This window comes from Streptomyces sp. NPDC032198 (assembly GCF_040636975.1).
GTDB lineage: Bacteria > Actinomycetota > Actinomycetes > Streptomycetales > Streptomycetaceae > Streptomyces.
Map to the genome: position 1 here is coordinate 21843 of NZ_JBEZVL010000011.1, position 18848 is coordinate 40690.

The window sequence follows — 18848 nt, forward strand, 5'->3', positions numbered from 1 at the left end:
CGCATGACCGCTGACAGCAATCCCGCACTGCTCGACACCGAGGGCACCGCGGTGACCGACGATCCGGCGTTCGCCGGGCCGTCGGCCCGCGGGCCCCGGGCCCGCAACACCCGCGCCTATCTCCTGTACGTGGCGGGCAAGCTGGGCGGCGCCGCCGTCTCGCTGTTCGCCGTCCTCGTCACCAGCTTCTTCCTGTTCCGCCTGATCCCGGGCGACCCGGTGAAGCAGATGACGGGCGGCAAGCGCGTGTCGGCCGAACAGCTGGACGCGATGCGCAAGGAGTTCGGCCTCGACCAGCCGGTCATGACGCAGTTCTTCGACTACTGCGGCAACGCGCTGACCGGCGACTTCGGCACTTCCTACCAGTTCCACACGCCGGTGATGGACAAGATCACCGACGCGCTGCCCGCGACGCTCCTGCTCACCGGCACCGCGTTCGTGCTCTACACCCTCATCGGCATCTGGCTCGGCACCCGCACGGCCTGGCGCAACGGACAGCTCGGGGACCGCGTCCACACCGGCCTCGCGCTCACCCTCTACTCCGTGCCGTCCTTCTGGCTCGGGCTTCTCCTCATCATCACCTTCTCGGTGGGGGTCGGACCGATTCCCGGTCTCTTCCCGACCGGCGGGCTCGAATCGGGTGGCGAGACGGGCATCGCGTACGTCCTCGATGTCGCGCACCACATGGTGCTGCCCGTCATCACCCTGGTGGCGGTCGGATACGCGCAGACACTGCTGGTCATGCGCTCGTCCCTGCTCGACGAGATGGGCAGCGACTATCTGACGACCGCCCGCGCCAAGGGGCTGCGCGACGATCTCGTACGCCGCCGTCATGCCGTCCCGAACGCGATGCTGCCCACCGTCACGCTGATGTTCGTGAACCTCGGCACGGTGGTGGCGGGCGCGATCCTCGTCGAGACCGTCTTCTCCTGGCCGGGACTCGGCGGGCTCTTCTACGCCGCGCTCAGCGTGCCCGACCTGCCCCTCGTCCAAGGCCTGTTCTTCATCTTCTCCGCCGCGGTGATCCTGATGAACACCCTTGCCGACGTGATCTATCCGTTGCTCGATCCCCGGGTGGGCCGATGACGACCGAATCCGCACCGACCAGCCCGCCGACCACCCCGCTGAAGAGCGCGCGGGCCCTCGCCCGGGCCCGCAGACGCCACTCGGCCGCCCGTTTCTGGCGCGAGTACCGCACCCACCGGGCCGGACTCTTCGGGCTCGTGGCGCTCGTCGTCATCGCGCTCATCGCCGTCTTCGCGCCGCTCCTGGTCGGCTCGGACGCGCAGAGCGTGACCGACGCCCCGGGCGAGCCCATGGAATCGCCGAGCGGCGAATTCCCGCTCGGCACCGACCAGTTCGGGCGGTCCCTGCTCGGTCTGCTTGTGTACGGCGCGCGGATGTCGCTGACCGTCGGGCTGCTCGCCGCCGTCCTCTCGGTGACCATCGGCACCCTCGTGGGAATCACCGCCGGGCACTTCAAGGGCTGGTACTCGACGGTCATCATGCGCGTCACCGACTGGTTCCTGGTGATGCCGACACTGGTGCTCGCCATCGCGCTCGCCGCGGTGATGTCAGGATCGATCTGGACGATCATCCTGGCGATCGGCGTGACGACCTGGCCGACGACCGCCCGCCTGGTCCGCGCCCAGACACTGGCGGTGGAGTCACGTCCGTACATCGAACGCGCGCAGGCGCTCGGCGGCGGCCACGGCCACATCATGACCCGGCACGTCCTGCCCAACGTCATGCCGCTCGTCCTCGCACAGACCACCCTCGTCATCTCCAACGCCATCCTCACCGAGGCGACGCTCGCCTTCCTGGGCCTCGGCGACCCCACGGGCGTCTCCTGGGGCGGGCTGCTCCAGGACGCGCGCGAGGCGGGCGCGGTCAGCGCCGGTGACTGGTGGTATCTCGCTCCGCCCGGACTGGCCATCGCCGTCGTCGCGCTCGCGTTCACGCTGTGCGGACGCGCCGTGGAGTCCGTGCTCAACCCCAGGCTGGGGGTCTCCCGTTGAGTGATCCGACCGAGGTGACGGAGACCGGCATGCCGGAGAACGACGCGCCGGAACATCGCCTGCTCGACGTACGCAATCTCGAGGTGACGTACGCGTCCGGGGCAGCCGCCGTGCGCGGCGTGAACCTCTCGGTCGACGCGGGCCAGAAGCTCGGCGTCGCGGGCGAGTCCGGCTGCGGCAAGTCCACGCTGGCGCTCGCGCTGCTGCGGCTGCTGCCCGCCGGCACGAAGGTGACCGGCCAGGTCCTGCTCGACGGCGAGGACATCCTCACCATGAAGTGGGGCCAGGTCCGCGCGGTCCGCTGGGCGGGCGCGTCGATCGTCTTCCAGGGCGCGATGCACTCGCTCAACGCGGTGCACCGCATCGGCGACCAGATCGCCGAGCCGATCCTGCTGCACAAGAAGGCGACGCCGGCGGGGGCAAAGAAGAAGGCCGGGGAGCTGCTCGAACAGGTGGGGCTTCCGGCTGCTCGCGCGCAGGCGTATCCGCACGAGCTGTCGGGCGGGCAGCGGCAGCGCGTGATGATCGCGATGGCGCTCGCCTGCGATCCGCGCCTGATCATCGCCGATGAGCCGACGACGGCCCTCGACGTGATGATCCAGGCTCAGATCCTGCGCCTGATCGAGCAGTTGGTGGCCGAGCAGGACCTGGGCCTGATCATGATCAGCCATGACCTCGCGGTGCTCTCCGACACCTGCGACCGGCTCGCGGTGATGTACGCGGGCCGTGTCGTCGAGGAGGGCCCGGCCTCCGAGGTCTACGAGAACGCCCGGCACCCGTACGGGAAGGCCCTCTCCGCGGCCTTCCCGCGCATCGGCGACACGGCGTCCCGCTTCGCGCCCCGCGGCCTGCCCGGCGACCCGCCGGACCCGTCCCTGCTCCCCACGGGCTGTACGTTCCACCCGCGCTGCACGGTGGCCCTCGACTCCTGCACCACGGAGGACCAGGCGCTGCGGGACGCGGGCCCCCGGCACCGCGCGGCCTGCGTGCACGCGGGCGCGCAGCTTCCGGCACAGCCGACGTCGGCGCCGGCGACGGCGGAGCGGACGCCGTGAGCACCGACCCCGTGGGCACCGACCGATCACGCACCGAGGAGCGGCGACGCATGACCACCGAGGATTCCCTGCTGTCGGCCGATGCCCTGCTGTCGGCGGGCGACCTGCACATCACGTTCCCCGGCCGCCGTGGCGCGCCGCCCGCACGGGCCGTGGACGGCGTCGACCTCGACATCAGGCCGGGCGAGATCGTGGCCCTGGTCGGCGAGTCGGGCTGCGGCAAGACGACGCTGGCCCGTTCGCTGCTCGGCCTGGTCGCGCCCACGTCGGGCAGCGTGACCTTCGGCGGCAAGCCGCTCGACTACTCGGGCCGCGCCCTGAAGGCGTACCGCAAGCGCGTCCAGCTCGTGCTCCAGGATCCCAGCGGTTCGCTGAATCCCCGTCACACCGTGTACGAGGCCGTGGCGGAGGGCCTGCGCATCCACGGGTACGGCGGCGACGAGCAGGCCACGGTCGCCGACGCCCTGTCACGGGCGGGGCTCCGGCCGCCCGAGCGGTTCTTCCTGCGCTATCCGCACGAGCTGTCGGGCGGCCAGCGCCAGCGCGTCGTCATCGCGGGGGCGCTGGTCCTGGAGCCCGAGCTGATCGTCGCGGACGAGCCGGTGGCGTCGCTCGACGCCTCCGTACGCGGCGAGATCCTTGCCCTGCTGCTGCGTCTGCGGGACGAACTGGGGCTCTCCGCCCTGGTGGTGACGCACGACCTGGGGCTCGCGTGGAACATCGCGGACCGGGTGGCGGTGATGTATCTGGGCCGGATCGTCGAGACGGGGACGGTGGAGGAGGTCCTGACGTCACCTCAGCATCCGTACACCCAGGCGCTGTTGTCGGTGCTGCCGGAGGCTCCCGGTGACCCCGTGATCCTCACCGGCGAGCCGCCGGACCCGTCGCGCATCCCGGGCGGCTGCCGGTTCCACGCACGCTGCCAGGTACTCGCGTCGGGCGAGGCGGAGAGGGCGGGGGTGGCGGACCGCTGCCGGACGGAGGATCTGCCGGTGCTGTCCGGCGGCGGCGAGACGCAGGTGGCGTGCCACTGGGCGGCGGTCAACGTCGGGGCGTCGGGCGTCTGAGGCACATCGCGACGGATCGTGGGCGACCACCGACCACCGACCACCGACCACCGACCACCGACCGGCGATCAGCGACTCCGTGAACCGAACGCCCCTGCTTCGTCACGTACTTGCGCGGCCATTCCGGACCCGTGCAAGTACGGCTGCCCGCTGCTGATCAGCGAGGCCCGGGGCGCGTTGTGCGAGTTCTCGTGCGTCTCGTCCGCGTGCGCCGCGCCGGAACACAGGACGGACGGCACGGCCAGGACGGACGGCACGGCCGCCATCGCCGCGATCAGCGCCCAGCGGGATGTCGCCTGCACCCAACTGCCGTTCACTGCAGCCTTCTTGGCCCGCTCGCCGTGGCCAACCCCCGCACGATCAGGAAGGCACCGACGATCATACGAACGGGTCGTCGGACCCCCCGGGGCCATACGTCGCCCGTGCCGCTACTCGGCGGCCTCGATGAGGTCCCGGGCCTTCTTCACGTCGTCCGCGATGGCGACGAGCAGCGAGTCGATCGAGTCGAACTTCGCCTGGCCCCGCACGAAGGCGAGGAAGTCCACGGCCACGTGCAGCCCGTACAGGTCGAGCCCGATGCGGTCGATCGCGTACGCCTCGACGGTCCGCTCCGTGCCGTCGAACTGCGGGTTCGTCCCGACGGAGATCGCCGCGGGCATCGCCTCGCCCTGGGCGTGCAGCCACCCGGCGTAGACGCCGTCGGCGGGGATGGCGGTGTGCGGCAGCGTCTCCACGTTGGCGGTGGGGAAGCCCAGTTCACGCCCGCGCTGCGCGCCGCGCACGACGACGCCCTCGACGCGGTGCGGGCGGCCGAGGATCTCCGCGGCGCCCTCCACGTCACCCTCGGCGACCAGGCGCCGGGTGAGGGTGGAGGAGAAGGGCTCGCCGCCCCCGGCCGCACCGCTCACGAACAGGTCGATGACATCGACCTCGTAGTCGTACGTGGCGCCGAGCTCGGTCAGGAAGGCGACGTTGCCCGCGGCCTTGTAGCCGAAGCGGAAGTTGGGGCCCTCGACGACCAGGCGCGCGTGCAGCTTGTCGACCAGGACCTTCACGACGAAGTCGGCGGGCGACAGCTTCGAGAACTCCTTGGTGAACGGCAGGATGAGCAGCGCGTCCACGCCCAGCTCCGCCATGAGTTCGGCGCGCCGGTGGTGCGGGGCGAGCAGCGGCGGGTGGCTGCCCGGGCGCACGACCTCGGAGGGGTGCGGGTCGAAGGTGACGACCACGGCGGGCACGCCGAGCTCACGGGCGTGTGCCACCGCACGGCCGATGATCAGCTGGTGTCCGCGGTGTACGCCGTCGTAGGAACCGATGGTGACGACGCTGCGCCCCCAGTCCTGGGGGATGTCCTCCAAGCCACGCCAGCGCTGCACTGTCTTTGCTCCTCGCCGAACCTGTGTACGTGTGTGTACGTCCCATTGCCGATCGCGCAGGTCTAAGACTGCCATGCCCGCGCCATCGGGATCGCATCGGAGGGGGTGGCGGGGGTCACGCCGGGACACGTACTCCCGCGAGGTTCTCGATCATGCGGCGGGAGCTGGGGCCGACGAGGGCGGACCAGTCCTGCGGGGCCGCGCAGATCCACCTGGCCACCTGTGTGGAGAAGCCCGGCACGGAGCGGGCCAGCTCGACCAGGCGCCGGTCGAAGCAGGTCGCGCCTTCCGGGGTGCGGACGAGCAGCGCGCCGGTGCGGTGCACCAGCTCGCGGACCCGCTCCTTGTCCTCGCCGCCCGCCACGGCGCAGAGCACGGCGTCCAGGACTTCGGGGTCCCGTTCCTGGGTGAGCAGCGCCTCCAGGAGCTCGGCGCGCAGGGCGTGCGAGGCGTCGGTCCCGGGGGCGGCGACGGCCGTGGCGAGAGCGGCGCGCACCGGCGGCGGGCGGTGCCGCAGGAGGCCCGAGACCAGCGGGAGGAGGATTGCGCGTACGCCGGGCCCTTGTTCGAGGCGCAGGTCGAGGTACGCGGCCACGTGCCCCGCCAGGTCGGGGCGCAGCTCCAGCACGTCGCGTACGAGTTCGGCGACCCGCCTGGCCGGCACGGGGGCCGTCACGTCGGCCAGGGCGCGAAGGATCTCACCGGGCGCGGGGCCGGGGCCGTACAGCCGGGTCCGGAAGGCGGCGAGCACCTGCTCCGGGTGCGTGTCGAGGGCGGCGGCGAGGGCGCTCGCGGGGAGCTGCGGGTCGCCGGCGGTGAAGCGCTTCAGGGCGGGTGGCAGGTGGCGTGCGCGAGTCTGCGGGTCGCGTACGAGGAGGGCGAGGGCGGCGCCGTGCAGCGAGCTGTCGGCGGTGCGGGCCAGCAGGGCGAAGGCCGCGTACCGCAGGAGCCTGCGGTCGGCGTCCGTCGTGGCGTGCGGGGCGGCGCGCAGGCCGTAGGCGACGGCGGCGACGTGGCGCGCGGGGTGCGGGTCGTGGACCCAGCGGTCGACGGCCCGGCAGATGGCCGACGGCTCCTCCTCCGCGAGTGCGGCGAGCAGTTCGTCGGCCCGGGGGTGGGCGCAGTCGACCAGGATCTCGGCGAGGTCGTCGATGGCGCGGTGACGGTGGGTGTGGAGGAGGGCCTGGGCGGCCGACGCGACGGTGGCGTGCGGGGTGGCTTCGAGGGGGCGTTCGTCGCTGAACCAGCGGGTCAGTTGTGGCTGCACGGTGGCGGGGTCCTCGGCGAGGAGTTCCGCGACCGCGTCGAGGCAGCGGGCCTGTGGGGGGCCGGGAGGGGGGTCGTGGATCACCGCGGTGCGCAGGAGGTCGAAGCGGTCGTCGTCGCTAAGGGGTAGGCCCAGCCAGAAACCTGGGTTGTACGTGCCCTGCCGGGCGAGGTCGGTGAGCAGCTCCAGGTAGGGCTTCGCGTCGCCCACCCGGGAGAGGGTCTCCTCCAGGAGCCGCCCGGCCCACCACAGGGCATCCTCCTGACCCCTGACCTCAGCCCCCGCCTCGCCCTGGCCCCTGGCCCCCTGCCCAACCTCGCCTGCCCCCGGCAGCGGGCTGCCTTTCGCCGCGTCTCGCTGGCCCCTGGCCCCCTGCCCAACCTCGCCTGCCCCCCGCAGCGGGCCGCTTTTCGCCGCTTCGCGGCGGGTCTCCCTCCCACCCACCCGATTGCCCAAGCTCTCCCCCACAGCCCCCACAAACCCCACCAACTCCCCCAACCGCTCCCCCAGTTCCCCCGCCCCCCGCTGCCGCCCCAACAACAGCAGCGCCTGGATCACCGGGCCGATCCTGTGCCTCGGTACCGGCAGTGACAGCGCGGGGGGTGTGGAGCCCGGTGTGGTGGGGCCGTGGCGGTGTACCAGGGACCACAGTGCGCCGTCCACGTCGAGGTGCATTCCCTGGATCCAGTCCGCGAGCTCCTCGTGTGCGAAGCGGTAGCCGTCCCCGGCAGGGGCGAGGAGGCCCTCCGTGAGGACCGCGGAGGCCCAGCCCGTGCCCCACGGGAAGATCTCCTCGAAGGACGCCCGGTCCAGCTCCCCCTGCCCCGGCCCCAGGCACCGCCGCGCAGCCTCGTGCACCTGGCCGGACACCTTCGCCGCCAGGCGCCGTACAGCCGTGCCGCGCAGGCCGTTCGCCGCCGCGAGCCGTACCGCCACCCGCAGGCACAGCACATCCAGATAGGCCTCGAAGATCTCGTCCCGGCCCGGGCAGCCCGGCGGCGGGTCCTCCGGCAGAGCCGCCCGCACCTCGGCGAGCAGGCGCAGCGCGAGGGGGTGGCGCGCGTCGGCCGTGGCGAGCGCTCCGTCCGGGATGCCGTACCGCGCGCGGGCGGTCCGTGCCTGCCGCTCGGGCAGATCCCCCAGGTGTACGCACCCCGGGAGCAGCTCCTCGGGGAAGTGCGCTCCCGCCTGTTCCCAGTACTCCGCGCGGCAGGCCACGACGAGCCGCGCGCCCGTGTCCCGCAGCCACGCGGCCGTCCCCCTGCTCCACTCCGCGAGGCGGTGCGCGAGGACCGGCGGCATCTCCTCGGGGCCGTCGAGCAACAGCAGCAGCGCCCGCCCCTCGTCCCGCACGAGCCGCGCGACCCGCCCGGCGGAGATGTCCCCGAGCCCGTCGTCCGCTTCGGCGAGCGAGCCCTCCGAGCCCTCAGAGATCCCCGGGGCCCCTGAGACTCCCGAGCCCCCCGATGCTTCCAGGATCCGGCCCGCCCGTTCCAGCGCACGCTCCACCGCGTCGCCCACGTCCGTGTCCGTGCCCTGGAGATCGGCGCCGCGCAGCCACAGCGTGGGCGCCGGTTCGGCGCCTCGGGCACGGCATGCGGCGAGGGCGGCGAGTTCCGTCGTCCGGCCGGTGCCGGGAGCGCCGACCAGGCCGAGCACCTGCGCGGGCCCGGCGGTGAAGCGGGCCAACTCCGCTTTGGTGTCCGGGCGTTCGACCGGTTCGAGGAGGGCGGGGCGCGGGCCGTCGGAGCCCAGCGAGGTGGCCGCCAGGTGCAGCGCGCCCGCCAGGTTCAGGTCGCGGCCGTAGGCCGGAACGGTCGCCGCGTTGCGTGCGAGGAGCTCGGTGAGCGGCCCGCCCGGACCGGCGGCTGCCGCCTCCCGCAGCTGCACGGCGAACCCCGCCGCGCTGTGCTCGCCGTGCAGCGCGGTGCCCAGGACGGCGAGCACGGCCCCCGATGAGGCGTCGACGACCGGGCCGCCCGCGGCCCCGCCACCGAGCCGCAGCGCGTCGGAGCCGTCCGTGCCGATGGCGAGCTCCATCGCCGCGTCGATCAGATGGAAGCGGTCCGTCGCCGTGTACGTGACGGATGCGGGGCCAAGGACCCGCGCCTCGCGCCGGCCGCGCGCCATGATGCGTACGTAGGCGCCCACGGGGATGGTGTCGCGGACCGTGACGGGCAGCGGCCGCAGCTCAAGACCCTCGGTGCGGACGAGGGCCAGATCGGTCTCGGGGAGGGCCACCACGGCATCGGTGCCGACCACGCAGACGCGCTCCCCCGCCGCGTGCAGCACGAGCCGCGCGAGGCCGTCGACCGCTTCATGGCTGGTGATCACCGTGCCGTGGTCGTCGGCGGCGAAGCCCATGCCCCGTGGCCGCCCGGCCAGATCGCAGATCCGCACGAGGGCACCGTCGAGCGCCGTCGGGTCGCCCTGTCCCGCCATGCCCGAACCTCCCGCGACGCCCCGTCCCTCTGACGGTAGGTCGGCGGTGATCAGCGGGACAGAACGCGTCGCGAACGCGCCCCCTTCTGCCCCCTCGGTTCACTCCGAGCGCCTGCCCGATGGGGTGAATCGGCAGGGCGGGATGGATACATCTTGGGGTGGGGGGATTCGCCGTGGAGCGGCGTGCGGCCACGCGCACAGCTGCCGCCGCTCCACGACGGAGATCCGACGCACGGGAAGACGGGGCTCCGGCGTACGTACGGGAAGGGTGAGGGCTCAGGCGAAGACGGCCAGGCTCTTGGCCTTGCCCTTGAGCTCCTCGGCCAGGACCAGGAACCGGCCCTCCGGATCGAAGACCGCGACGGCGCCGACCCCGGCGTACTCCCCCGGCATCTCGATCCGTACGCCGTTGAGCAGCAGCCGTGCCCGCTTCTCGTCCACGTCCCAGCGCGGGAAGGCGGCCGTGGCCGCGTCCGCCACCGGCATCACCGTCAGCTCCTCCTGGAGCTGGTCGATGGTCTTCGCCGCGTCCAGCTTGTACGGGCCGACGCGGGTGCGCCGCAGGGCCGTCAGATGGCCGCCGACCCCGAGGTCGGCTCCCAGGTCGCGGGCGAGGGCGCGGATGTACGTGCCCGACGAGCAGACGACGGAGACGACCAGGTCGAGGACGGGGGTGCCGTCCTCGGCGACGGCGTCCCTGACGTCGTACACGGTGAAGGCGGAGATCTTCACCGGCCGGGCGGGGATCTCGAAGTCCTCGCCCTCGCGCGCTCGCGCGTACGACCGCTTGCCGTCGATCTTGATGGCGCTGACCTTCGACGGCACCTGCATGATGTCGCCGGAGAGCTTGGCGATGCCCGCGTCGATGGCGTCGCGCTTGATGCCCGAGGCGTCGGCCGACGAGGTGAACTCGCCTTCTGCGTCGTCCGTGACCGTGTTCTGGCCGAGCCGGATCGTGCCGAGGTACTCCTTCTCCGTCAGCGCGAGATGGCCGAGGAGTTTGGTCGCCCGCTCGACCCCGAGGACGAGCACGCCCGTCGCCATGGGGTCGAGGGTGCCCGCGTGGCCGACGCGGCGGGTCTTGGCGATCCCGCGCATCTTGGCGACCACGTCATGCGAAGTGAAGCCGGACGGCTTGTCGACGATGACAAGTCCGTCCGGCGTCTTGTTGCCGGTGTTGCTCATGCCGAGGCGTCGCCGTCCGTCTCGTCGCTGTCGTCGTCCGCTTCCGGCTTGCGGTACGGGTCGGCCCCGCCGGCGAACTCGGCGCCCGCGGACACCTCGCGCACCTTCTCGTCCGACATCCGGGCCTTGTCGAGGAGGTCCTCGATGGCCTTGGCGTTGTCCGGGAGCGCGTCCGCCACGAAGGTGAGGCTCGGGGTGAACTTCACACCCGCCGCCGCACCGACCGCCGAACGGAGGACGCCCTTGGCGCTCTCCAGGCCGGCGGCGGCTGCCGCGCGGTCCTCGTCGTCGCCGTAGACCGTGTAGAAGACGGTCGCCTCCCGCAGGTCACCCGTCACCCGGGTGTCCGTGATGGTCACATGCGTACCGAGCCGCGGGTCCTTGATCCCGCGCTGCAGCTTCTTGGCAACCACCTCTCGGATGAGGTCCGCCAGCCTTTTCGCCCGCGCGTTGTCGGCCACTGCTCCGTCTCCTTCTTCGCCTTGCTGTGCAATCAGTCTTCGTCGCCGTGGAGCCTGCGTCGAACGGAGAGCAGCTCCACCTCGGGACGGGCGGCGACCAGGCGCTCGCACCGGTCCAGTACGTCGGTGAGGTGCCCCGTCTCCCCGGAGACCAGCGCCAGGCCGATCTCGGCCCTGCGATGGAGGTCCTGGTTTCCGGTCTCCGCCGCGCTCACCGCGTATTTGCGCATGAGTTCGGCGACGATCGGGCGGACGACGGAGCGTTTCTCCTTCAGCGAGTGAACGTCGCCGAGGAGCAGATCGAAGGACAGTGTCCCCACATACATGTGTGTCCGGATGTCCCGCCGGTTCGGGGTCGTGCCCCGCCGCCACTTGGCAGGGACACAAGAACCGTACACGGAACGGCCGGGGCCGATCGACGGGATTTACCTCCCCTCGACCGGCCCCGGTTCGAGCTGCGTTGATCAGCCGCGAGGCTTCTCGCGCATCTCGTACGTCGCGATGACGTCGTCGATCTTGATGTCGTTGAAGTTACCGAGGTTGATACCGCCCTCGAACCCTTCGCGGATCTCGGTGACGTCGTCCTTGAAGCGGCGCAGACCAGAGATGTTGAGGCTCTCCGCGATGACCTTGCCGTCGCGGATGAGGCGCGCCTTGGTGTTGCGCTTGACCTCGCCCGACCGGACCAGGACACCGGCGATGTTGCCCAGCTTGGACGAGCGGAAGATCTCGCGGATCTCCGCCGTGCCGAGCTCGACCTCTTCGTACTCCGGCTTGAGCATGCCCTTGAGGGCCGCTTCGATCTCTTCGATCGCCTGGTAGATGACCGAGTAGTACCGGACGTCCACGCCTTCGCGGTCGGCCATCTGCGCGGCACGACCGGCCGCACGGACGTTGAAGCCGATCACGATCGCGTCGGAGCCGGTCGCCAGGTCGATGTCCGACTCGGTGACCGCACCCACGCCGCGGTGCAGGACGCGGATGTCGACCTCTTCGCCGACGTCGAGCTGGAGCAGCGAGGACTCGAGAGCCTCCACCGAACCGGACGCGTCGCCCTTGATGATGAGGTTGAGTTCCTGCACCAGACCGGCCTTGAGGGCCTCGTCCAGGTTCTCCAGGGAGAACCGAACACCCTTCCGGGCGAAGCGGACGTTGCGCTCACGGGCGGCACGCTTCTCGGCGATCTGACGGGCCGTACGGTCCTCGTCGACGACCAGGAAGTTGTCGCCGGCACCCGGGACGTTGGTGAGACCGAGGACGAGGACCGGAGTCGACGGACCCGCCTCTTCCACGTTCTCGCCCTTGTCGTCGAGCATCGCGCGGACTCGGCCGTACGCGTCGCCGACCACCATCGTGTCACCGACGCGGAGGGTACCGCGCTGGACCAGGACGGTCGCGACGGCGCCGCGGCCCTTGTCCAGGTGGGACTCGATCGCAATACCCTGCGCGTCCTGCGCCGGGTTCGCGCGCAGGTCGAGCGAGGCGTCCGCGGTCAGGACCACGGCCTCCAGGAGGGCCTCGATGTTCTCGCCCTGCTTGGCGGAGATGTCGACGAACATCGTGTCGCCGCCGTACTCCTCGGCCACCAGACCGAACTCGGTGAGCTGACCGCGCACCTTGGTCGGGTCGGCACCCTCGACGTCGATCTTGTTGACCGCGACCACGATCGGCACGTCGGCCGCCTTGGCGTGGTTCAGCGCCTCGATCGTCTGCGGCATCACACCGTCGTTGGCCGCGACCACGAGGATCGCGATGTCGGTGGACTTCGCACCACGGGCACGCATGGCGGTGAACGCCTCGTGACCGGGGGTGTCGATGAAGGTGATCCGGCGGTCCTCGCCGTTGACCTCCGCGCCGACCTGGTACGCACCGATGTGCTGCGTGATGCCACCGGCCTCGCCCGCAATGACGTTCGTCTTGCGGATCGCGTCCAGAAGGCGGGTCTTACCGTGGTCGACGTGACCCATGACGGTCACGACCGGCGGACGCGCGACGAGTGCTTCCTCGCCGCCCTCGTCCTCGCCGAACTCGATGTCGAAGGACTCGAGCAGCTCGCGGTCCTCCTCCTCGGGGCTGACGATCTCGAGGACGAAGTTCATCTCGTCCGCGAGCAGCCTCAGCGTCTCGTCCGGCACGGACTGCGTGGCCGTGACCATCTCGCCGAGGTTCATCATCACGCCGACGAGCGACGCCGGGTTGGCGTTGATCTTCTCGGCGAAGTCGGTCAGCGAGGCACCACGGGACAGGCGGACAGCCTGGCCGTTGCCCCTCGGCAGCATGACGCCGCCGACCGACGGAGCCTGCATCGACTCGTACTCCTGGCGCCTCTGCCGCTTCGACTTGCGACCACGACGGGCGGGCCCGCCGGGACGGCCGAACGCACCCTGCGTGCCACCACGGGCACCGGGACCGCCGGGACGACCGCCACCGGGGCGACCGGCGAAACCGCCGCCACCACCGGGACGACCGGCGAAACCGCCACCGCCGCCGCCACCACCGGGACGACCGGCGAAACCGCCGCCGCCACCGGGACCGGCCGGACGGCCTGCGAAGCCGCCGCCACCGGGACGACCGCCGCCGCCCGGGCGACCGCCGCCGCCACCGGGACCACGGCCACCGCCGGGGCCACCACCGGGACGCGGACCGGCAGCGGGACGCTGCGGCATCATGCCCGGGTTGGGACGGTTACCGCCGCCACCGGGGGCGCCGCCGGGACGCGGGGCACCACCCTGCGGGCGAGGCATGCCGCCGGGGCTGGGGCGAGCGCCGCCCTGACCCTGCGGACGAGGAGCACCCTGGCCGCCCTGGCCCTGCGGGCGCGGGGCGCCGCCGGGACCGCCGGGGCCACCCTGGCCGCCGGGACGCGGGGCGCCGCCCGGACGGGGCGCCTGCGGGCGCGCCATGCCGGTGGAGCCACCAGAGGTGAAGGGGTTGTTGCCGGGACGCGGTCCTGCCGGACGGCCACCGGGGCGCGGGGCGCCACCCTGGCCGCTGGGACGCGGAGCGCCGCCCTGACGGTCGCCGCGGTCGCCACGACCCTGGCCACCCTGACCCTGACCACCCTGGCCGGGGGCCGGACGGCCCGCGGGCTTGGGGGCACCCGGGCGAGCGCCCGGACGGGGGCCTGCCGGCGCCGAAGAGGCGGCAGGGGCAGCCGGAGCGGCCGGCGGAGCGGTGAACTCCGGGGCGGCCGGAGCCGGGCTGACCGGTGCGGCGGGCGCGGCCGGGGCAGCCGGAGCTGCCGGGGCGGCCGGAGCTGCGGGCGCCGGCTTCGGCGTCGGCGGCTTCGGACCCGGACGCGGGCCGGGAGCGGCCGGGGAGGCCGCGGGCTTGTCGGCCGCGGCGGCGGGCTTGGCCGCCGGCGGCTTCGGCGCGGCCGGACCCGGACGGGCGGCCTGCGCGGGAGAGGGGGACGCCGAGCCCGAGGGGGCCGGCGGCTTGGGGGCGGCCTGCTTGCGCGGCGCCCCGGGCTTGGCGGCGGCGGGCTTGCCGTTGCCACCACCCTGGTTCAATGCGTCAGTCAGTTTGCGTACAACGGGCGCCTCGATCGTCGAGGACGCCGAACGTACGAATTCACCAAGTTCTTGGAGCTTGGCCATGACGACCTTGCTCTCTACGCCGAACTCCTTGGCGAGCTCGTATACCCGGACCTTAGCCACTTCGCTCCTTTTAGGTCCGGGTTACGCCGGACCGTCGCTACTTCATGGGCGTACTCATCGCGTGCTCATCGAGTGCTCATCGCAATCTCGACCTACTTCCAACTCGCGGAATACCAGGGCCGCGCGGGGTTCCGCGCGACCTTCCTTACGGTGTTGCCTGCTGGGCAACTGTCTCGACGACTCGGCGCAAGTCCGCCGTGTCGAGCGGGCCCGGGGCCCGGAAGGCCCTCGGGAACGCCCTGCGTCGGACCGCCAGGTCGAGACAGACCGGAACGGGGTGGATATACGCACCCCGGCCGGGCAGCGTACCGCTTGGATCGGGGGCGCAAGCGCCCTCTTTCGCCACGATGCGCAGCAGATCGCTCTTGGCCGCTCGCTCCCGGCACCCCACACAGGTGCGTTCAGGGCATGCGCGGGCTTGCGTCCGGCCAGACACGATTAAGTCTACCTCCCCGCACCGAGCTCACCCCTTTGGGGCAAAAATCGAACGGTTGTTGTCTTGATCAGTACGGCGATCAGCGGTCGACCGGCACCCCGATCAGCCCTCCGGGGAGTCCTGCGGCTGCTCGGTGTCCGGACGGATGTCGATGCGCCAGCCCGTGAGCCGCGCGGCGAGGCGGGCGTTCTGGCCCTCCTTGCCGATCGCGAGGGAGAGCTGGTAGTCGGGCACCGTGACCCGCGCGGAACGGGCCGAGAGGTCGACGATCTCCACCTTGCTGACCCGCGCCGGGGAAAGCGCGTGGGCGACCATCTCGCCCGGGTCGTCCGACCAGTCGACGATGTCGATCTTCTCGCCGTTGAGCTCGGCCATGACGTTGCGCACACGCTGGCCCATGGGACCGATGCAGGCGCCCTTGGCGTTGAGCCCGGAGCGGGTGGAACGGACCGCGATCTTGGTCCGGTGGCCGGCCTCACGGGCGATGGCCGAGATCTCGACCGACCCGTCGGCGATCTCCGGCACCTCGAGCGCGAAGAGCTTCTTGACGAGGTTCGGGTGCGTGCGGGACAGCGTGACCGAGGGGCCGCGGACACCCTTCGCCACCCGGACGACGTACGAACGAAGGCGCAGGCCGTGGGCGTACTCCTCGCCCGGGACCTGCTCCTGCACCGGCAGGATGGCCTCGAGCTTGCCGATGTCGACGAGCACGTTCTTCGGGTCGCGGCCCTGCTGGACGACGCCCGTGACGATGTCGCCCTCGCGGCCGGCGTACTCCCCGAGCGTCGCGTCGTCCTGGGCATCGCGCAGACGCTGCAGGATGACCTGCTTGGCGGTCGTCGCGGCGATCCGGCCGAAGTCCGACGGGGTGTCGTCGAACTCCTTGGCCTCCTGCCCCTCTTCGAGGTCCGCCGGGTCCTCCGTCGCCCACACCGTCACATGGCCGCTGTCGCGGTCCAGCTTCACGCGGGCGCGACGGAAACTGCCGTCGGTGCGGTGGTAGGCGATGAGGAGGGCCGACTCGATCGCCTCGACCAGCAGGTCGAAGGAGATCTCCTTCTCGCGGACCAGACCCCGCAGGGCACTCATGTCGATGTCCACGGCTACGCCTCCTCTTCCTTCTTGTCCTTGCGGCTGAACTCGACCTCGACGCGCGCCTTGGCGATCGCGTCGAAGGTGAGCCTGCGGGCGGTGGGCTTGCGCCCCTTCACGCCCGGTACTTCAAGATTCACGCCTTCGTCGTCCACCTCGAGGATGCGGGCGATCAGATCGTCGCCGCCCTCCGTCAGCTGGAACTTCACCAGGCGGCCGACGGCGCGCAGATAGTGGCGGTGCTCCGTCAGCGGGCGCTCGGCGCCCGGGGAGCCGACTTCGAGGGTGTACTCCCCCTCGCCCATCGCGTCGCTCTCGTCGAGCTTCTCGGAGATTTCGCGGCTGATCTCCGCGATCTGATCCAGGTCCACGCCGTCGTCGGAGTCGATCACCACACGCAGCACCCGACTGCGTCCCACCGAGGCCACTTCGATCTCTTCGAGATCCAGTTCCTTCGAGCTGACGAGCGGTTCCAGCAGTTCTCGCAGCCTCTCGCTCTGGGTGGTGCTCATCCGGGTGACTCCTCGGCCGCGTGTGCTGTTGTGGGATCGTTCGCGTGTCAGGTCAAGGGTATCCGGTCCCGAGGGGTGTTGCCGCCCGCCGTCCGGCCGCGGCACGGCCCCGTCCGACCGGCACCGAGCCGCTCACGCGTACGAGGGCAGGCCGCAGGTACGGTGATCACCGGGCTCGCGCCCGGCTCGCCCACCTTCTGACTGCCTGCCTTTCTGGCCTTCCTGCCGAGGACGTCTGCTGTGCCGTCGTATCCCACCCCCTCGCACGCCCGCTCGGGGCCGCGCCGCAGGAGCCTGCTGACCGGGGCCGCCGGAGCAACCGGGGCCGTACTGCTCTCGGGCTGCTCGGACTCCTCGTCCACGGACGAGGACGAGGAGTCCTCCGCCGCCGCACGCCTGCGCGCGCGTGCCGCCCTCGACAGCGGTGAGCTGCTCGGGCACTACGACGCCATCCTCGCCGCGCATCCCTCGCTGGCCGGACGGCTCGATCCGCTGCGGGCCGAGGTGAAGCGGCACAAGGCGGTCTTCGCCGAGGGATCCGCTCCCCCGAGCCCCTCGGCCTCGACGGGCTCCGCCTCCCCCTCCGCGTCGCCCTCCCGGAAGCCCGCCGTCCCCAAGGACGAGAAGGACGCGGTGCGTGAGCTCGCCAAGGCCGAGCGAGAGCTGGCCAAGCGGCGCGGGAGCGAGCTGCTGGACGCGCCTGCTGAGCTGGCCAGGCTGCTCGCGTCGGTGGCGGCCGCGGGAGCCGCGCACGCGTATCTGCTGACGGAGGGCGACAAGTGAGCGATTCCAAGGACGAGTTGCGCGCGGTGCAGGCCGCGCTGGGTGCCGAGCACGCCGCCGTGTACGGCTTCGGGGTCGTCGGCGGCCGGATCGGCGAGGGCCGCAGGGCGGAGGCACGCACGGCGTACGACGCGCATCGCGCCCGGCGCGACGCGTTGCAGCGCGCCGTGCGCGACCTGGGCGGCGAGCCCGAGCCGTCGGCAGCCGCCTACGCGCTGCCCTTCGCCGTACCGGACTCCGCGGCCGCCATACGGCTCGCCACGGAGCTGGAGGAGCGGGTCGCGGGGGTCTACTCCGATCTCGTACGGGCTTCCACCGGCGCCCGGCGCGGCAGCGCGGCGGAGGCGCTGCGGGAGGCGGCGGTCCGTGCGGCGCGGTGGCGCGGCGGGAGCGTAACCTTCCCTGGTCTCGCAGAGCGGGCCGCCGGGTCGGACACCTCCGCACCGGCGGGACCCAAGGCGTAGGCGCTCACGACCGCCAGGAAGGGAACACCTCGCGCATGGCTTTCGAACCGCCCCGGCGCCTCGTCACCGCACTCGGCGAGGCGGCGCAGGACGGCGACGACTGGCTGGAGAAGCTGCCCGGAGCAGCCGAACAGGCCGTCGCTCTACGCGAGTTGACCGTAGAGCGGGTGCACGTGCCCGGTGGGCGCAGCAGCCTCGTCATCCTGGTGCGCCTCGCCGACGACGCGCCCGCGGTGCTGAAGCTGGTGCCGCCGAGGTCGCGGCCCGAGAGCGAGCGCGCCGCGCTCGCGCACTGGAACGGGCTCGGTGCCGTACGGCTGCTCGACCCCTCTGCCGCGGACGGCGCCCTCCTCCTGGAGCGGCTGCACCGCGATGTGTCGGTCCGTTCGCTGCCCGAGGCCAAGGCACTCCTGGAGGCGGCGGGCACGCTGCGCCGGCTGTGGGTGGAGCCGCCCACCGGGCACCGCTTCGAGACGGTCGCCGAACGGACGGGGCGGCAGGCGGACGCGATGCGGGCCGCATCGGACGGGGACGTCGCGCCGCTGGTGGACGCCGCGCTCGCCGCGCGGGACGAGCTGCTGGCCGGGGACGCGGAGGTGCGGCTGCTGCACGGCACGTTCCGGCAGAGCAAGGTGCTTCAGGGCGACCGCGTGCCGTGGCTGGCCGTGGGGCCCGACCCGGTGGTGGGCGAGTGCGCGTTCGACCTGGCCCGCCTGGTGCGGGACCGGGTGGAGGACCTCATCGCCTCGCCCTCGGGGGCGTCGATCACCCGGCGCCGGGTGAAGAAGCTGGCCGAGTCGCTGGACGTGGACCAGGAGCGGCTGCGGGGCTGGACGCTGTTCCGGGCCGTGGAGTCCGGGGTGCGGGCACGGCGCGTGGGGCGGGAGCAGGACGCGGAGCTGCTGCTGGAGTTCGCGGGGTGGCTCTAGCCGGCGCGGGCGCCTCGCGTTCCGCCATCACCGGCTCCGCCGAGTTCGTCCTCGAACGCCGGACGGGCTGAATCCTCAGCCCGTCCGGCGTTCGAGCATCGG

At 72.2% G+C, this 18848-nt stretch carries 17 protein-coding genes; 7 read left to right on the forward strand and 10 right to left on the reverse strand.

What is annotated here, in order from left to right:
* Positions 1-3 precede the first annotated feature (3 nt).
* Genes AB0E78_RS27910 through AB0E78_RS27925 form a run of 4 tightly spaced genes read left to right on the forward strand, consistent with a single transcriptional unit; the run spans position 4 to position 4140 of the window.
* Positions 4-1086: an ABC transporter permease gene (locus AB0E78_RS27910; RefSeq protein ID WP_361837840.1), complete on the forward strand. Its 1083-nt coding sequence runs from the start codon at positions 4-6 to the stop codon at positions 1084-1086.
* Positions 1083-2018, forward strand: a complete 936-nt coding sequence (locus AB0E78_RS27915) for an ABC transporter permease (RefSeq protein ID WP_361837842.1) — start codon at positions 1083-1085, stop codon at positions 2016-2018. Before AB0E78_RS27910 ends, AB0E78_RS27915 begins: the two co-directional genes overlap by 4 nt.
* A gap of 29 nt (positions 2019-2047) precedes the next feature.
* Positions 2048-3073: an ABC transporter ATP-binding protein gene (locus tag AB0E78_RS27920; RefSeq protein WP_361838461.1), complete on the forward strand. Its 1026-nt coding sequence runs from the start codon at positions 2048-2050 to the stop codon at positions 3071-3073.
* 50 nt (positions 3074-3123) lie between these two features.
* Positions 3124-4140, forward strand: a complete 1017-nt coding sequence (locus AB0E78_RS27925; RefSeq protein ID WP_361838464.1) for an ABC transporter ATP-binding protein — start codon at positions 3124-3126, stop codon at positions 4138-4140.
* Between the two features lie 68 nt (positions 4141-4208).
* Here the strand turns inward: AB0E78_RS27925 and AB0E78_RS27930 are convergent, their stop codons facing one another.
* The 10 genes from AB0E78_RS27930 to rimP all read right to left on the reverse strand — a co-directional run bounded on the left by AB0E78_RS27930 (position 4209) and on the right by rimP (position 16570).
* Positions 4209-4457 carry a hypothetical protein gene (locus tag AB0E78_RS27930; protein ID WP_361837845.1) on the reverse strand — a complete coding sequence of 83 codons (249 nt, stop codon included), beginning with the start codon at positions 4455-4457 and terminating at the stop codon, positions 4209-4211.
* 111 nt (positions 4458-4568) lie between these two features.
* Positions 4569-5516 (reverse strand): bifunctional riboflavin kinase/FAD synthetase, encoded by a 948-nt coding sequence (locus AB0E78_RS27935; RefSeq protein ID WP_361837848.1) that lies wholly within the window; start codon positions 5514-5516, stop codon positions 4569-4571.
* 115 nt (positions 5517-5631) lie between these two features.
* Positions 5632-9225, reverse strand: coding sequence for a trypsin-like peptidase domain-containing protein (locus AB0E78_RS27940; RefSeq protein WP_361837851.1), 3594 nt, complete (start codon positions 9223-9225; stop codon positions 5632-5634).
* Positions 9226-9501: 276 nt separating this feature from the next.
* Positions 9502-10410: a tRNA pseudouridine(55) synthase TruB gene (gene truB, locus AB0E78_RS27945; RefSeq protein ID WP_361837853.1), complete on the reverse strand. Its 909-nt coding sequence runs from the start codon at positions 10408-10410 to the stop codon at positions 9502-9504.
* A complete protein-coding gene (gene rbfA, locus AB0E78_RS27950) occupies positions 10407-10871 on the reverse strand; it encodes a 30S ribosome-binding factor RbfA (RefSeq protein ID WP_361837856.1) in 465 nt (154 codons plus the stop codon). Before rbfA ends, truB begins: the two co-directional genes overlap by 4 nt.
* A 32-nt stretch (positions 10872-10903) precedes the next feature.
* On the reverse strand, positions 10904-11197 hold the full coding sequence (locus AB0E78_RS27955; RefSeq protein ID WP_361837859.1) for a DUF503 domain-containing protein: 294 nt from the start codon (positions 11195-11197) through the stop codon (positions 10904-10906).
* A gap of 138 nt (positions 11198-11335) precedes the next feature.
* A complete protein-coding gene (gene infB / locus AB0E78_RS27960; protein WP_361837862.1) occupies positions 11336-14530 on the reverse strand; it encodes a translation initiation factor IF-2 in 3195 nt (1064 codons plus the stop codon).
* Between the two features lie 145 nt (positions 14531-14675).
* Positions 14676-14966, reverse strand: a complete 291-nt coding sequence (locus AB0E78_RS27965) for a YlxR family protein (protein WP_351165619.1) — start codon at positions 14964-14966, stop codon at positions 14676-14678.
* Between the two features lie 102 nt (positions 14967-15068).
* Entirely contained in the window at positions 15069-16067 is a 999-nt protein-coding gene (nusA, locus tag AB0E78_RS27970; RefSeq protein ID WP_361837865.1) for a transcription termination factor NusA, read from the reverse strand.
* Positions 16068-16069: 2 nt separating this feature from the next.
* Positions 16070-16570 (reverse strand): ribosome maturation factor RimP, encoded by a 501-nt coding sequence (gene rimP, locus AB0E78_RS27975; RefSeq protein ID WP_361837868.1) that lies wholly within the window; start codon positions 16568-16570, stop codon positions 16070-16072.
* A gap of 240 nt (positions 16571-16810) precedes the next feature.
* On the opposite strand from rimP, the gene AB0E78_RS27980 reads away from it, so the two are divergent.
* From AB0E78_RS27980 to AB0E78_RS27990, 3 genes are read left to right on the forward strand one after another with little or no spacing between them, the layout of a single operon-like run.
* Entirely contained in the window at positions 16811-17353 is a 543-nt protein-coding gene (locus tag AB0E78_RS27980; RefSeq protein WP_361837871.1) for a hypothetical protein, read from the forward strand.
* Positions 17350-17817, forward strand: coding sequence for a ferritin-like domain-containing protein (locus tag AB0E78_RS27985; RefSeq protein WP_361837874.1), 468 nt, complete (start codon positions 17350-17352; stop codon positions 17815-17817). The genes AB0E78_RS27980 and AB0E78_RS27985 overlap by 4 nt, the downstream gene beginning before the upstream one ends.
* 35 nt (positions 17818-17852) lie before the next feature.
* Entirely contained in the window at positions 17853-18746 is an 894-nt protein-coding gene (locus AB0E78_RS27990; RefSeq protein WP_361837877.1) for an aminoglycoside phosphotransferase family protein, read from the forward strand.
* Positions 18747-18848: the final 102 nt, after the last annotated feature.